We start from the raw sequence: 13,507 nt of genomic DNA on the forward strand, positions 1-13,507 counted from the left end.
GTTCAGAGCCACCCGGGCCCACCAAGGGGCGTCATGAGCGCCTGAAATAGCCTGGCGTCCGTGACCCCTGTTCTTCGGTTGGCCGTGGCCGGTGATGCTCCTGCGATCGCGGAGTTGATGCGGGCTTCCACGGTCGAGCTGTTCCCGGCGTACTACGACGCTCGGCAGACCGCGAGTGCCGCGGTGCACATCGCCGCGCTGGACCTGGCGCTGATCGAGGACGGGACCTACTTCGTGCACGAGGCGGCGGGGGAGATCGTCGCGTGCGGTGGGTGGAGCCGGCGGAACAAGCTCTACAACGGGACGGGGGCCGGTGCGGATGCGCGGCTGCTCGATCCGGCGACCGAGCCGGCGCGGGTCCGGGCGATGTTCGTCCGGGGCGACTGGACGCGCCGCGGGCTCGGCCGGGCGATCCTGACCGCGTGCGTGGACGCCGCGAAGGCGGAGGGGTTCACGAAGCTCGCGCTGATGGCGACGCTGCCCGGCGTACCGCTGTACAAGTCCTTCGGCTTCACCGAGCTCGGCGCGGAGGAGCTGACCATGCCTGACGGCGTCGTCCTGGGCGGCGTCGCGATGGAACGATCCGTCGACTGATCGGAGTCCCACCACCATGACCGCTGGAACCACGGCGAAAGCCCCCGACGGCACCGAGGTCGTGCTCGGCGAGATCGGCACCCGGGTGCTGCTCGAGAACCCTCGCGTCCGGGTCTGGGAGGTCGCGCTCGACCCGGGCGAGGCGCAGGGCTGGCACCTGCACCACAACCCGTACGTCGTGCTGTGCCTGTCCACGTCGCCCTGCCACATGGACTGGCTCGACGGCAGCCCGGCGCGGCAGCTGAGCGAGACGGTCGGCGGCTCGGTCTACCGGCCGGTGTCGCCGGTGCACATGCTCACCAATCACGGCGGCTCGGCGTACCGGAACCGCCTGATCGAGGTGCTGGACCTCGGCGAGGAGGCCTCCGGCACGCCGTACGACGTACCGGAGGGTGTCGCCGCCGATAGCAGCTTCGCCGAGGTCGGTGAGGTCCCGGCGAAGGTCATCGTGGACGAGGACGACGTACGGGTCCAGCACGTCACCCCGGACGCCGACGAGTCCTACACCTGGCGGACCGGCGCCTACCCGGCGCTGGTGGTCGACCTGGACCTGGAGACCGAGCCGCTGACCGGTCTGGTCTACCTGGAGCCCGGGGAGTCGTACACGCTCCCCGCCAAGCCGGCCAAGACCTCCGGCTACAACCTGGTTGAGCTGCGCTACTTCAGCCGCTGACGGACAGCTGCTGCGCTGTCCAGGGTCAGTGCGGTCGCTGCAGCCATCGCTGCGTCGACCGCGCTGATCTCCCGGAGCTTCGCCTTCACCAGTGCGACCTGCGGCCCGACCGCACTGAGCTCCTGTACGCCGAGGCCGACCAGCAGCGTCGCAGCGAGCGGATCGCTGGCCAGGTCGCCGCAGACAGCGACGTGGACGCCCAGCGGGACCTGCCGGACCACTCGGTCGATCAGCCGCAGTACGGCGGGGTCGAGGCCGTCCGCCAGCGCGGCCACGGCGGTGTTCGTCCGGTCGGCCGCTGTCGTGTACTGAGTCAGGTCGTTGGTGCCGATGCTCACGAAGTCGAGCCCGGCAGCCAGCGTCTCGATCCGGAGCGCGGCGGCCGGGACCTCGACCATGATGCCGACCTTCAGACCGTCCGGCCGCGGACCGAGCTGCCGCAGCGCCCACGCGACCTCGTCGGCCGTGGTCACCATCGGAAACATCACCTGCACCGGCGTCTCGGCCGCGACCTCACGGATCGCCTCGAGCTGCGTCGCGAGCAACTCGTGCCGCCCGGGCGTCTCGGGCCGTGTTGTGAGCTGCTGGCGGACCCCGGGCGTTTCGGGTCGTGTTGTGAGCTGCTCGGGGACCCCGGGCGTCTTGGGCCGTGTCGTGAGCTGCTCGGGGACCCCGGGCGTCTCGGGCCGCGTCGGTTGCCCGGTCCGCTCGGGCCCGGCGTGCCGGAACGTCCGGATTCCTCGCTCCCCGAGGAACGGGTTGGCCTCTGCCGCTTGCGGCAGGAACCGCAACGGCTTGTCGCCGCCGACGTCCCAGGTCCGGATCGTGATCGGCTTGCCGTGCAGCGCCGCCGCGATCTCCCGGTACGCCGCCACCTGCTCGGCCGCCGTCGGCGCCGTCCGCCGGTCACCGAACAGCACCTCGGTCCGTACGAGCCCCGACCCGTCGGCGCCGCGTGCGTCGCGGGCGTCCTGCACGGACCCGACGTTCGCCAGCACGGGAATCGTCAGCCCGTCGGTCGTCGTCGCCGGCTCGCCGACCGCGCTCAGCGCGGCGTCACGCTCGTCCTGGCGCTCCTGGATCGTCACCTCGAAGGCCCGCCGATCGGGCTCCACCACGAACGACCCCGTCCGCGCGTCGAACCCCACGGTCACGCCGTCGGCGACGACAACGTCTCCAATCCCTGTGATCAAAGGGATTCCACGCGATCGGGCAACGATCACCCCGTGCCCGGTCGTCCCCGCGGCCCGTACGGCGATGCCGGCCACGGACGCGTCGACCACGGCCGCCGTCGCCGCGTCCAGCTCGGGGACCACGAGCACACTCCCGGGCGCGGGCTCCACAGCTTCCGGCGCACCGGTCAGCGCACGCAGCACCCGGTCGCGCACACTGCGGACGTCCAGCGCTCGCTCACGCTGGTAGGCGTCCTCCAGCCGCTCGAAACTCTCGGCCAGCTGGTCGAAGGGCCGTTTCCAGGCCGACGCCGCATCGATGCCCTGGGCAACTTCCCGGAAGACCGGGTTGATCACCGCGAGGTCGCGCAGGAAGGCGGCCTGAGCGGAGAAGACGGCGGCCTCGCCGGCGCCGACCCGCTCGGCGGTGGTCGCCCGCAGCCGCTCGAGCTGGTCCTCGGCCGTGAGCAGGGCCTGCGTGGCCCGCTCCCGCTCGGTGTCGACGTCACCCGGCGCGTAGCCGCTCAGATCAACACCGTCGGCCACAACAACCGCCGGGCCGACCGCCACATCCAGCCCTGACCCACCCGGGACCCGAGCGAGCCCGTCGGCCGCGTCGGCCGCCTCGGCGGCGGTGCCGGGGGTGCCCGGGGTGCTCGCGTCCGCCGCGTCGGTCGCGTCGGTCGCGTCGGTCGCGGTGCCGGGGATGCCCGCGGTGCCAGGGGTGCTCGCGTCCGCCGCGTCGGTCGCGGTGCCCGCCGTGGTCGGGGTGCCCGCGGTGCCCGGGGTGCTCGCGTCGGCCGCACGGCCGGAGTCTGCCCGGCGGTCCGCCGCCGGTGAGCTCGTCGTCTCGTCGAAGTCCCGGTCGGCGAGGGCTTGGACTGCTTCCAGCGCCTCCGCCGCTTGAGGACCGTGCGCGGTGAACTCCAGGCGGTGATACTGCTGGGCGTTCAAGGTCGCGACCCGGCTGATGCTGCGGGCGTCGACCGGAGCCTGATCGGTTTCCAGGTTGCGCACGGTGACCTGGGCATCGAACTGGCCGATCACCCCGACCAGCTTCGCCGCCGGGCGGGCGTGCAGCCCGTGCTCGATGCGCAGGGAAACCTCCAGCGTCAGCTGCCCAGCGGCCGCGGTCTCGCCAACCGCTCCAGCAGCCGCCCCTTCAACGGCCGCTCCGGCCTCGCCGATCGCCCCGGCCTTGCCGGCCTCCCCGGTCTCGCCGGCCTTGCCGATCGCCCCGGCCACCCCGGCCACCCCGGTCGCCTCAGGCGCTGCCTCGCCCAGGTGGTCCTGCTTGCCGGACAATCCTCGCCCGGCCTCGGCGGCTACTGCGTCCAGCGATGCCCCGGTCGATGCCGTGACGACCGCGGCGACCAACCCCTCAACCAGCGGAGCACTGGAAAGCTTCACACGCTCCGCGGTCTCCGGATCGACGAACTCCAGCGCCATCTCAGCACTCAGGACCGCGCTCCCGAGGTCGAGCAGCACCAGTACGCCGTCCGGCCCGTCCACCGCAGCGATCGCCTCGGCGACCGCCGCCGCGTCCGTGCCGAACGTGGTCTCGTCCAGCCCGGCCGCAACCGCGATCACCGGACGGTTGTCAGCAGCAACCATCTCCGACGCCAGCCCAACAGCCGCCTCTGCCAGCGCCCGGCTGTGCGACACCACGACGATCCCGATCAAGTCACCTCACCTCACCGAAGCCGAAGCCGGAGCGGGACCTGGAGCCGGAGCGGGAGCCGGAGCGAGAGCGGGAGCGGGAGCCGGAGCGAGAACGGGAGTCGGAGCGGCAGCCGGAGCGGGAGCCGGAGCCGGAGCGGGAGAGGGAGCCGGAGCGGGAGAGGGAGCCCGAGCGGGACCCGGCTCCCGAGCGGGAGCCGGGGGCAAGGTCCACGCTCCTCACCGACGATGAGCGCCGAGTGTGGATCATCCGAGCGTGCGTGCGGCCGACTCCAGCAGCAGCGTGGTGCTTGTCGCGCCTGGGTCCTGGTGGCCGACGCTGCGTTCGCCCAGGTAGCTTGCGCGGCCCTTCCGGGCGACCAGCGGCGCGGTCTCGTCGCGTCCCTTGGCTGCCGCCTCTGCGGCGGCGACCAGCGCGCCGCGCAGCTCCGAGCCCCCGGCAACAGCTTCCTCGTACGCCGTCAGCGCCGGCGCCCACGCGTCGTACATGGTCTTGTCGCCGACCTCGGCCTTGCCGCGGGCAAGGATCCCGCCGACGCCCGCCTTCAGCGCCTCGCCGACCGTGGCCGGTGTCACCTCGACGCCGGCCAGCGCCGTACCGAAGCGGAGGAAGAATGTCCCGTACAGCGGTCCGCTCGCGCCGCCGACCTTGCTGACCAGCGTCATCCCGGCCTTCTTCAGCAGCTCGTCGACCGAGTCGAAGGTGGTCTCGTCCAGCACCGCGACGACCGCCTGGAAGCCGCGGTCCATGTTGCTGCCGTGGTCAGCGTCGCCGATCGCCGAGTCGAGCTCGGTCAGGTACGCCGCGTTCTCGTGCATCGTGCCGGCCAGGTCGCGCAGCCAGTTCGTGAAACTCTCCACACCCATGCTCACGCGCCCCAGCGTAGGCCGGGGGTGTTCACGGGGGCGTCCCAGAGCCGTACCAGCTCGTCGTCCGCCTTGAGCAGCGTGACCGAGCAGCCGGCCATCTCCAGCGAGGTGATGTAGTTGCCGACCAGCGAGCGCGCGACGGTGATCCCGGCCGCGTCGAGCAACTGGCGGACCTCGTTGTACATGATGTAGAGCTCGATCAGCGGTGTCCCGCCCATACCGTTGACGAAGGCAATCACCGAGTCGCCCTGCTGGTACGGGAGATCCTGCAGCACCGGGTCGACGAGCAGCGCCGCGACGTCCCTGGCCGGTGCCAGGGGCAACCGCTTCCGGCCGGGCTCGCCATGGATGCCGATGCCGACCTCCATCTCGTTCTCGGCCAGCTCGAACGTCGGCTTGCCCGCGGCCGGCACCGTGCACGAGGTGAGCGCCATGCCCATGCTGCGGCCGTTGGCGTTGACCTTCTTGGCCAGGTCGGCGACCTCCTGCAGCGGGCGGCCCTCCTCGGCGGCCGCGCCGACGATCTTCTCCAGCAGGACGGTCACTCCGACGCCCCGGCGGCCCGCGGTGTAGAGGCTGTCCTGGACGGCGACGTCGTCGTCGGTCACGACCGACAGCACCTCGGTGCCCGCCTCGGCGGCGGCCAGCTCGGCGGCCATCTCGAAGTTCATCACGTCGCCGGTGTAGTTCTTCACGATGTGCAGGACGCCGGCGCCGCCGTCGACCTCCTTGGTCGCGGCCATCATCTGGTCCGGCACCGGGGAGGTGAACACCTCACCCGCGCACGCGGCGTCCAGCATGCCCAGCCCGACGAACCCACCGTGCAGCGGCTCGTGGCCCGACCCGCCGCCGGAGATCAGCCCGACCTTCCCGCCGCGGTGCGCGTCCTTGCGGTAGACGATCCGGTTCTCGTGGTCGACCCGGAGGTGGTCAGGATGCGCGAGAGCGATTCCGCGCAACGCTTCACTCACAACATCGGCAGGGGCGTTGATGAGCTTCTTCATGACCCCATCTGAGCACACACCACGCGGTCTTGGGAGTCCCCGGCGATGCCTCAGGTGTTGAACGTTCAAAGTTGCCCAGGCAGCCCTTTCGGGCAGACCTTGGGCCGCTGGTCCTAGTCCTTGGGGCGCAGCAGCGGGCGGACGACCTCGCGGGCGTCGTGGATGCGGGACTTGACGGTGCCCAGCGGGGCGCCCACCTCGGCGGCGATCTCCTCGTACGAGAGGCCGTAGACGTCGCGCAGCACCAGCGGCGTGACCATCTGGGGACGGGACTTCTCCAGCGTCTCCAGGGCCTCCAGCAGGTCCAGGCGGGTGCCGGCGATCACGCTGGTGGTGCGCGGGTCCGGGCGGTCCATCGTCTCCGGGTTGTGCGCGGCCTGCGCGGTGCGCTTCAGCTTGCGGTACGTCGAGCGCGCCGAGTTCGCCGCGACCGAGTGCACCCAGGTGGAGAAGCTGCTGCGGCCCGAGTACGTGTTGATCTTGGTGGCGATGTTGAGCAGCGCCTCCTGCGCGGCGTCCTCGGCGTCCGCCGAGTACGGCAGCACGCTGCGGCAGATCCGCAGCACCCGCGGATGGACCAGCCGGAGCAGGTCGTCCAGGGCGTCCTTGTCGCCGCCCTGGGCCCGCTCGGCCAGGACCCCGAGATCGTCGGTCGGTCCGCTGCTTTCGCTCATCTGCGCCTTGTCTGCTCGGATCTGCCACGGCCGGTCGCGGATCTGTCAACGGCGTTGTCAACAGGCCCGGGACCAGGGAACTCCCAGTGATCCATAATGCCTTGTATGGGGGTCCCATCCAGACTAGGCCGATACGTCGTGCGCCGACGCCTGGGCTCAGGCGGTTTCGCGACGGTGTGGCTGGCTCACGACGAGCAGCTCGACGCCGAGGTCGCGGTCAAGGTGCTGGCCGAGAACTGGGCCCACGACGACGCCGTCCGGCGGCGGTTCCTCGAGGAGGGCCGGTTCCTGCGCCGGGTCGAGTCCGAGCATGTCGTCCAGGTGCACGACGTCGGTGAGCTCGAGGACGGACGCCCCTTCCTGGTGCTCACGTACGCCGACCGCGGGACGCTGGCGGACCGGTTGAAGAAGGACCCGCTGGCGCCGGCGGACGCGGTCGGGGTCGTCGTACAGGTCGGGCGCGGGTTGCAGGCGCTGCACCGGCGAGGGCTGCTGCACCGTGACGTGAAGCCGGCGAACGTGCTGTTCCGCAGCACGGACGAGGGCGAGCGGGCGGTGCTCTCGGACCTCGGGCTGGGCAAGTCGCTCGACGAGGTGTCACGGATCACGATGCCGGGCGGGACTCCGTCGTACGTCGCGCCCGAGCAGGCGATGGGCGAGCGGCTCGACGAGCGGGCCGACCAGTACTCGCTGGGTGCGGTCGCGTACGCCGCGTTGACCGGGCGGTCGCCGCACCAGGTCGACGGGCTGGGCGCGGCCGGGCGGGTGAACGCGCCGGCGCCGCCGAGCAGCCTGGGGTTCGACGTACCGGACAAGATCGACGACGCGATCGTGCGGGCGCTGGATCCTGACCGGGCCAACCGGTGGCCGGACGTCGCGTCGTTCACGCGGGAGCTGGTCGGGGCGTTGGACGAGACGACGCACGGGTTCCTGCCGTCGTCGTACGTGCTGCGGGCCGAGGCGATCACCGAGCCGGTGCGGGTCGGTGACGATCCTGAGTCGACCGCGCTGAGTGACTCCAACGCGCCGACGCTGCTGAAGCCTGGTGAGGCTTCCACCGAGAAGGTCCTGGCACCTGAGACCCCGCCGGTACTTGCCGAGAGTGCGCCCGTGGCCGAGCCGGCGGAAGCTGCTGAGGCGGCTCCGACCGGGCGGCGAAAGGGGCGGTGGATCGCGGCTGCTGTGGTGACGTTCCTGGTGGCTGGGGCCGCTGGGTTCAGCTACCAGCGGTACGTCGAGCCGCGGACGATGGGCGAGCTGCCCGCGCACAGCACCGTCCAACGCAACTGATACGTAAACTTTGGTGTCAGGGGGATTTCACTGTGTGCGCCCGGACGCCTACTCTGCTGCGGCCCCTGTTTCACCGCGCCTGAGGAGTCCCCGTGCGGGATGTGATCGACCGCCTGATGCCGTCGCCGGCCCTGGTCCAGTCGAGCCGTCGCCGGTTCTACCGGTTCCGCTCGATCGTCTTCCGCACGATCTGGCCGCGCGACGTCTCATAGTGACGAGTCGCTGCGCGTGACCGTCTCGGTCGCCCGCTCCAGCACCGCCAGGAGTCCGTCCTTGTCCTGGGCCAGCCCACCCACGCCGATCTCGACGGCGCAGTTGCCGGTGTCGTCGAGCGCGACCCAGCGCACCATGACGTGCCGCAGTGACTGCGGGACGTGGGGGCGGGTCTGCGTCGGGACCCAGGTGTAGCTCAGCGTCGCCGACCGCCCGTCGTCGGCGACGACCGTGCTGACGATCTGCAGATCCTCGTGGTGCGGGGTGTCGGCCAGCTGCGCGACCCGAACGTCCATCGACTCCTTCGGCAAGCGCTCGATGGTGAAGCCGGCCTCGACCCGGACGAACCGCCGTCCGGTCGGATCGGTGAACCGGGCCTCGTCCTGCGGGTCCGCCAGCGTCATCGGCCAGTTTCTCGGCACCTCGACGGTCACCTGCGACCGGACCGTCTTCTCCGCGACGAACCCCCGCTCCTTGTACCGCAGCTCGCTCTTCTTCAAGGCCCGCGTCGGATCCTTCACCGCGATGTTCAGCGGCTCGGTCGGAGTCGGCGTGACCTCGGCACTCGGACGCAACGGCGCTGCCGACGCGGTCGGCTGGTCCCGCGGCTCGGTCAGATGCCCGAGCCCGTACCCACCGGCCCCGCCGGCGAGCGTGATCACGACCAGCCCAGCACTCAGCAGTACGCCGCCAGCAAGTCGCCCGGCCACGGGCATCCCTCCTCCCCGGTTCCACCCCCGATGGCACTTGGACACCGTGAACGGGAGAAAGGTTCGCCCGGTCGCTCAGTCGTCCCGAACTGTGACCGACTCGCTGGCCTGGGCGAGCACGGCCTTCAGGCCGGCGGCGTCCTGGGGCAGCCCGGTGACGCTCATCTCGACGGTGGCCTGCGCGTCGCCGCCGGTGGCGACCCAGCGGACGATCACGTAGCGCAGGGTCTCGGTCGGGATGAAGGTGTAGATCAGCGTCGAGACGTTCCGGGTCTCGCCCTGGGCGTCGGTCACCGTGGAGTCGTAGTTCTCGAGGATCTTCAGGTCGTTCTCGGGCGCCTGGCTGGAGGTGAGCCCGGGGATCAGCTTCTTGCGCTGCTCGGCGGTGGTCAGGTCCGGCGGGAACCCCGACTCGACCCGAACGCCCCGTTCCTTCAGCGGGTCGAGGAACTTCACCTCGCCGGGCGTCTTCGGTGAGCTGGTCAGCTGCCAGCCGCGGGGCATGTCGATCGACACCTCGACCGTCGGCTCCGGCTCCTGCCGGACGGTGAAGGTGTGCTCGCGGTAGCGCAGTCCGGTCGCCTTGAAGGCCGCCGTGTTGTTCGGCACGGGCGTCTTGACGATGTAGTCGGCCGTCGGCGAGTCGCTGCCCGTCGGTTCGTCGCCGTTGGCGCTGGCTGTGGTCGGCTGGGTGAGGTCGCCGACGAGGTAGCCGCCGCCCGCGCCCAGCAGACCGAGCACGACGACGCCGCTCACGAGGACGGCTGTCCTCACCCGTGCACCAGGTCCCAGAACGCGAGCTCGAACCGTACGACGCGGTCGAAGCCGAGCTCCATCGACGGGGTCGGCGTCTCGCGGTCGACGAGCGCGGCGAGCTGGTCGACGTACGCCGAGAACTCCGGGGACGACCAGTTCGCGATGAAACCCGCGTACGGCGTGTCCGGGCCGGTGGTGTCGCGGACCGAGGCCCAGGCGGCGTAGTAGGCCTTCTCCACGGCGTACAGGACGGTGATGGCGACCGGCCAGCCTTCGCGGACGGTGCCGAGCAGGTACGACGAGTAGCCGACGTTCAGCAAGGACGGCTCGGCGGTGAGGTCGAGCCCGCGCTCGGCGGCGGCTTTCTCGAACAGGGCCAGCTCCGGGACCAGTGCGGCGATCCCGCCGGCGAGGACCTCGCGGGCCTGGTCGTCGGGAGCGATCGCGCTCAGCTCGGCCAGGTAGACCTGGAACGAGCGGACGAAGAAGTGGTCCTCGGCCAGCCATCGGTTAAATGTTGCTGCGGGCAACGATCCGGCGGAGGTCTCGGCGACGAACGGGTGGTCCAGGATGCGCCGCCAGGCGCTGGCCTGCCCGCTCAGCAGGGTACGGGTGGTCTCGGGCACCCGGCCATCTTCTCAGGCCGCCGATCGGGGCGCTGTACTGAATCCTTTCAAAAGGTGACGTCCAAACCCTTGACATGCCAACTGCGCGCTTCGTACCGTGCCGCAGTGAGGAAGATAACACTCCTCCATGATTTGTTCCCAGTCAACCGTGATAGCTCACGGCGCTGCGTGCTGCCCAAAACTCAGGAGGAAAACCATGGCACCCGAGGTCATCCGTACGCCGGTCAGCCGGAGGCGAGTCCTGCAGCTGATGGGCGGCGCCCTGGGCGCCGGCGCCCTGGCCGCGTGCGGCAGCACCAACACCGGCGGGGGCGCCGCGAGCGGCGGCAGCCTGAAGGTGATCGGTGCCGGCAGCCAGGAGGCCGGGCTGCGGAAGGCGCTCGAGGAGTACAAGAAGGCGAACAGCTCGTTCGACTTCAGCCTGTCCTTCTCGCCGGCCGACCAGCTCCAGACCGCGCTGCGCGCCCAGCTCGCGGCCGGCAACGCGCCGGACATGCACGCGGTCTACCCGGGCAACGGCAGCGCGATGTCGATGGTCCAGCTCAGCAAGGCCAACCTGCTGGCCGACCTGAGTGACCAGGCGTGGACCCAGAAGATCCCCACCGGCTTCAAGGGCGCCTACCAGCAGGACGGCAAGACCTACATCTACTCGCCCGGCACCAGCGTGCTCGGCGCGATCTACAACAAGAAGGCGTTCGCGTCGGCCGGGGTCGAGGTGCCGACCACCTGGAGCGAGCTGCTGACGGTCTGCGAGACGCTGAAGAAGAAGGGGATCGTCCCGATCGCGCTCGGCGCGCAGACGCCCTGGGTGACCCAGCTGATCAACTACGCGCTGGTTCCGGGCACGGTCTACGCCAAGCAGCCCGACTTCGACGACAAGATGATCGCGGGCTCCGCCTCGTTCGCCGGGTCCGGCTGGGCCGAGGCGATGGAGAAGTACCTCGAGCTGCAGAAGCGCGGCTACTTCAACCCGAACCCGAACGGTACGACGTACGAGCAGGCGACCTCGATGGTCGGCACCGGCAAGGCCGCGATGGTGGTCCAGGTCTCGGCCTCGCTGCAGGCCTACCGCGACGCGGCGCCGTCGCCGGACGACATGGCGATGTTCCCCTTCCCGGCGACCGACACCCCGGCCGACAACTGGATCCCCGGCGGCATCGTGGTCGGCCTGGCGGTCAGCGCGAAGAGCAAGCAGGCCGACGAGGCCCGCAAGTTCATCGACTACTGCGGGACGCCCGAGGTGGTCGCGGCCTGGTCCGAGGCGATCGCCTGCGTGCCGCTGTACTCCGACGGCGAGGCGAAGGTGGATCCGGCGCTGAAGCCGTTCCTGCCGTACCTGTCCGGCAACAAGGCGGTCCCGTTCATGGACCAGCGCTGGCCGAACGCCGAGGTCCAGCCGACCCACTTCGCCGTCGTCCAGGAGCTGCTCGGTGGCCGGAACACGGTGGCCGGCGCGCTGAAGAAGATGGACGAGGCCTACCGGAAGACCGCATGACGGCGCAGGCTCTGGTGACGCCTCCGGCCGCGGTCAAGCGGGTACGCCGGGGCGGTGGCATCACGCCGCCCTGGCTGTTCGCCGTACCGGCGCTGCTCGTCTACGCGCTGGTGATGCTCTACCCGAGCATCGTCGGCGCCGGCTCGGCGTTCACCGACTGGTCCGGCGTCGGCGAGCAGCGGTCGTTCGTCGGGCTGGCGAACTTCCGCGAGCTGCTGCACGACGACCAGGCCCTCGGCGCGCTGCGCAACACGCTGCTGCTGACGGTGGCGATCGTGGTGGTGCAGAACGGGATCGGGCTGCTGCTCGCGCTCGGGGTGCACACCACGATCAAGAGCCGGATGGTGCTCCGGGTGGTCTTCTTCGCCCCGGTCGTGGTCAGCCCGGTGATGGTGTCGTTCCTGTGGAAGTACGTGTACAACCCGGCGCCGGACGCCGGCCTGAACGCGGCGCTGAACGCGGTCGGGCTCGGGGCGTTGCGGCAGGACTGGCTGGGTAACCCGTCGATCGCGATCTGGTCGGTCGCCTTCACCGTGATCTGGCAGTGCGCCGGGTACTCGATGGTGATCTTCCTGGCCGGTCTCGAAGGGGTGCCGAAGGAGCTGCACGAGTCGGCGATGGTCGACGGCGCCGGCACGGTCGCGCGGTTCCGGCACATCACCTGGCCGCTGCTGGCGCCCGCGGTGACGATCAACGTGATGCTGTCGACGGTCGGCGGCCTGACGCTGTTCACCCAGATCATCGCCATGACCAACGGCGGACCGGGCTACGCGACCGACACGTTGTCGACCGTGCTCTACAAGCAGGCCTTCGTCTACGGGAAGTTCGGCTACAGCACCGCCGTCGCGCTGGTGCTGGCGATCTTCGTCGCCGCCGTCTCGTTCATCCAGATCGCCTACCTGCGTTCCCGGGAGACCGCCGCATGAGGACCGGATACCGTCCACGGACCTTCGTCCTGGAGATCGTCATGGTGGCCGTCGCGGTCGCCTTCCTGTTCCCCGTCTACGCGCTGGTGACGCTGGCGTTCAAGGATCCGGGCCAGATCGCCAACGCGCCGCTGGCGCCGCCGAACCCGCCGTCGGTGGACAGCTTCGGGACCGCCTGGCAGTCGGCGACCCTCGGGGCCGCGCTGTTCAACAGCACGCTGATCACCGTCAGCAGCGTGATCGCGCTGATCGTGCTCGGCTCGCTGGCGGCGTACTTCCTGGCCCGGCGGGCCGGGCGGTTGAGCTACGGCCTCTACATCCTGTTCCTGGTCGGCATCATCCTGCCGTTCCAGCTCGGCATGATCCCGCTCTACCAGCTGGTCAACGACCTCGGCCTGATCGGTACCTACCAGGGCATGATCCTGTTCTACACCGGGATCCAGCTGCCGTTCACGGTGTTCCTCTACACCGGCTTCATCCGCTCGCTGCCCGCCGACTACACCAACGCGGCGCTGATCGACGGCGCCTCGCACCTGCAGGCCTTCGTGCACGTGATCTTCCCGCTGCTGCGGCCGATCACCGGCACGGTGCTGATCCTGAACGCGGTGCACGTCTGGAACGACTTCTTCACCCCGCTGCTGTACCTCGGCGGCTCGGGCCGGGAGACGGTCCCGGTCAAGGTCTTTGCCTTCGTCAACGAGTACACCTCCGACTACGGGCTGGTCGCGGCCGGGCTGGTGCTCGCCGCGCTGCCGATCCTGGTCGTCTTCCTGGTCCTCCAGCGCTACGTCATCCGCGGCTTCTCCAGCGGACTGAAGGGTTGA

The 13,507-nt window shown here is 70.4% G+C and carries 13 protein-coding genes; 6 read left to right on the top strand and 7 right to left on the bottom strand.

Annotated features, from left to right (window positions below; genetic code table 11):
* The first annotated feature begins 60 nt into the window (after nucleotides 1-60).
* Complete coding sequence (locus ACLQ2O_RS05460) at nucleotides 61-594, top strand: GNAT family N-acetyltransferase (RefSeq protein WP_425827820.1); 534 nt, start codon at nucleotides 61-63, stop codon at nucleotides 592-594.
* 16 nt (nucleotides 595-610) lie between these two features.
* Entirely contained in the window at nucleotides 611-1,267 is a 657-nt protein-coding gene (locus ACLQ2O_RS05465) for a hypothetical protein (RefSeq protein WP_425827822.1), read from the top strand.
* On the opposite strand, the gene dhaM is transcribed toward ACLQ2O_RS05465, so the two are convergent.
* The 4 genes from dhaM to ACLQ2O_RS05485 form a co-directional block, all read right to left on the bottom strand.
* Nucleotides 1,252-4,122, bottom strand: coding sequence for a dihydroxyacetone kinase phosphoryl donor subunit DhaM (dhaM, locus tag ACLQ2O_RS05470; protein WP_425827824.1), 2,871 nt, complete (start codon nucleotides 4,120-4,122; stop codon nucleotides 1,252-1,254). The two genes, ACLQ2O_RS05465 and dhaM, sit on opposite strands and share 16 nt — an antisense overlap.
* 243 nt (nucleotides 4,123-4,365) lie before the next feature.
* Nucleotides 4,366-4,986 (bottom strand): dihydroxyacetone kinase subunit DhaL, encoded by a 621-nt coding sequence (gene dhaL / locus ACLQ2O_RS05475; protein ID WP_425829075.1) that lies wholly within the window; start codon nucleotides 4,984-4,986, stop codon nucleotides 4,366-4,368.
* A gap of 2 nt (nucleotides 4,987-4,988) precedes the next feature.
* Complete coding sequence (dhaK, locus tag ACLQ2O_RS05480) at nucleotides 4,989-5,993, bottom strand: dihydroxyacetone kinase subunit DhaK (RefSeq protein ID WP_425827826.1); 1,005 nt, start codon at nucleotides 5,991-5,993, stop codon at nucleotides 4,989-4,991.
* Nucleotides 5,994-6,106: 113 nt separating this feature from the next.
* Nucleotides 6,107-6,667, bottom strand: a complete 561-nt coding sequence (locus ACLQ2O_RS05485; protein WP_425827828.1) for an RNA polymerase sigma factor — start codon at nucleotides 6,665-6,667, stop codon at nucleotides 6,107-6,109.
* Nucleotides 6,668-6,805: 138 nt separating this feature from the next.
* Between ACLQ2O_RS05485 and ACLQ2O_RS05490 the strand changes: the two genes are divergently transcribed.
* Complete coding sequence (locus tag ACLQ2O_RS05490; RefSeq protein ID WP_425827830.1) at nucleotides 6,806-7,957, top strand: serine/threonine-protein kinase; 1,152 nt, start codon at nucleotides 6,806-6,808, stop codon at nucleotides 7,955-7,957.
* A 206-nt stretch (nucleotides 7,958-8,163) separates the two neighbouring features.
* Here the strand turns inward: ACLQ2O_RS05490 and ACLQ2O_RS05495 are convergent, their stop codons facing one another.
* The 3 genes from ACLQ2O_RS05495 to ACLQ2O_RS05505 form a co-directional block, all read right to left on the bottom strand.
* Complete coding sequence (locus ACLQ2O_RS05495; protein ID WP_425827832.1) at nucleotides 8,164-8,880, bottom strand: hypothetical protein; 717 nt, start codon at nucleotides 8,878-8,880, stop codon at nucleotides 8,164-8,166.
* Between the two features lie 75 nt (nucleotides 8,881-8,955).
* Nucleotides 8,956-9,654, bottom strand: a complete 699-nt coding sequence (locus tag ACLQ2O_RS05500; protein WP_425827834.1) for a hypothetical protein — start codon at nucleotides 9,652-9,654, stop codon at nucleotides 8,956-8,958.
* The gene (locus ACLQ2O_RS05505) at nucleotides 9,651-10,262 is read right to left on the bottom strand and encodes a transcriptional regulator (protein ID WP_425827836.1); all 612 of its coding nucleotides are present in this window, start codon (nucleotides 10,260-10,262) and stop codon (nucleotides 9,651-9,653) included. Before ACLQ2O_RS05505 ends, ACLQ2O_RS05500 begins: the two co-directional genes overlap by 4 nt.
* 196 nt (nucleotides 10,263-10,458) lie before the next feature.
* Here ACLQ2O_RS05505 and ACLQ2O_RS05510 point away from each other — a divergent pair, with 196 nt between their 5' ends.
* From ACLQ2O_RS05510 to ACLQ2O_RS05520, 3 genes are read left to right on the top strand one after another with little or no spacing between them, the layout of a single operon-like run.
* Nucleotides 10,459-11,757, top strand: coding sequence for an ABC transporter substrate-binding protein (locus ACLQ2O_RS05510; RefSeq protein ID WP_425827838.1), 1,299 nt, complete (start codon nucleotides 10,459-10,461; stop codon nucleotides 11,755-11,757).
* Nucleotides 11,754-12,683, top strand: coding sequence for a carbohydrate ABC transporter permease (locus ACLQ2O_RS05515; protein ID WP_425827840.1), 930 nt, complete (start codon nucleotides 11,754-11,756; stop codon nucleotides 12,681-12,683). The genes ACLQ2O_RS05510 and ACLQ2O_RS05515 overlap by 4 nt, the downstream gene beginning before the upstream one ends.
* Entirely contained in the window at nucleotides 12,680-13,507 is an 828-nt protein-coding gene (locus ACLQ2O_RS05520) for a carbohydrate ABC transporter permease (protein ID WP_425827842.1), read from the top strand. Before ACLQ2O_RS05515 ends, ACLQ2O_RS05520 begins: the two co-directional genes overlap by 4 nt.

The organism is Kribbella sp. DT2, assembly GCF_049844575.1.
Taxonomy (GTDB): Bacteria; Actinomycetota; Actinomycetes; order Propionibacteriales; family Kribbellaceae; genus Kribbella.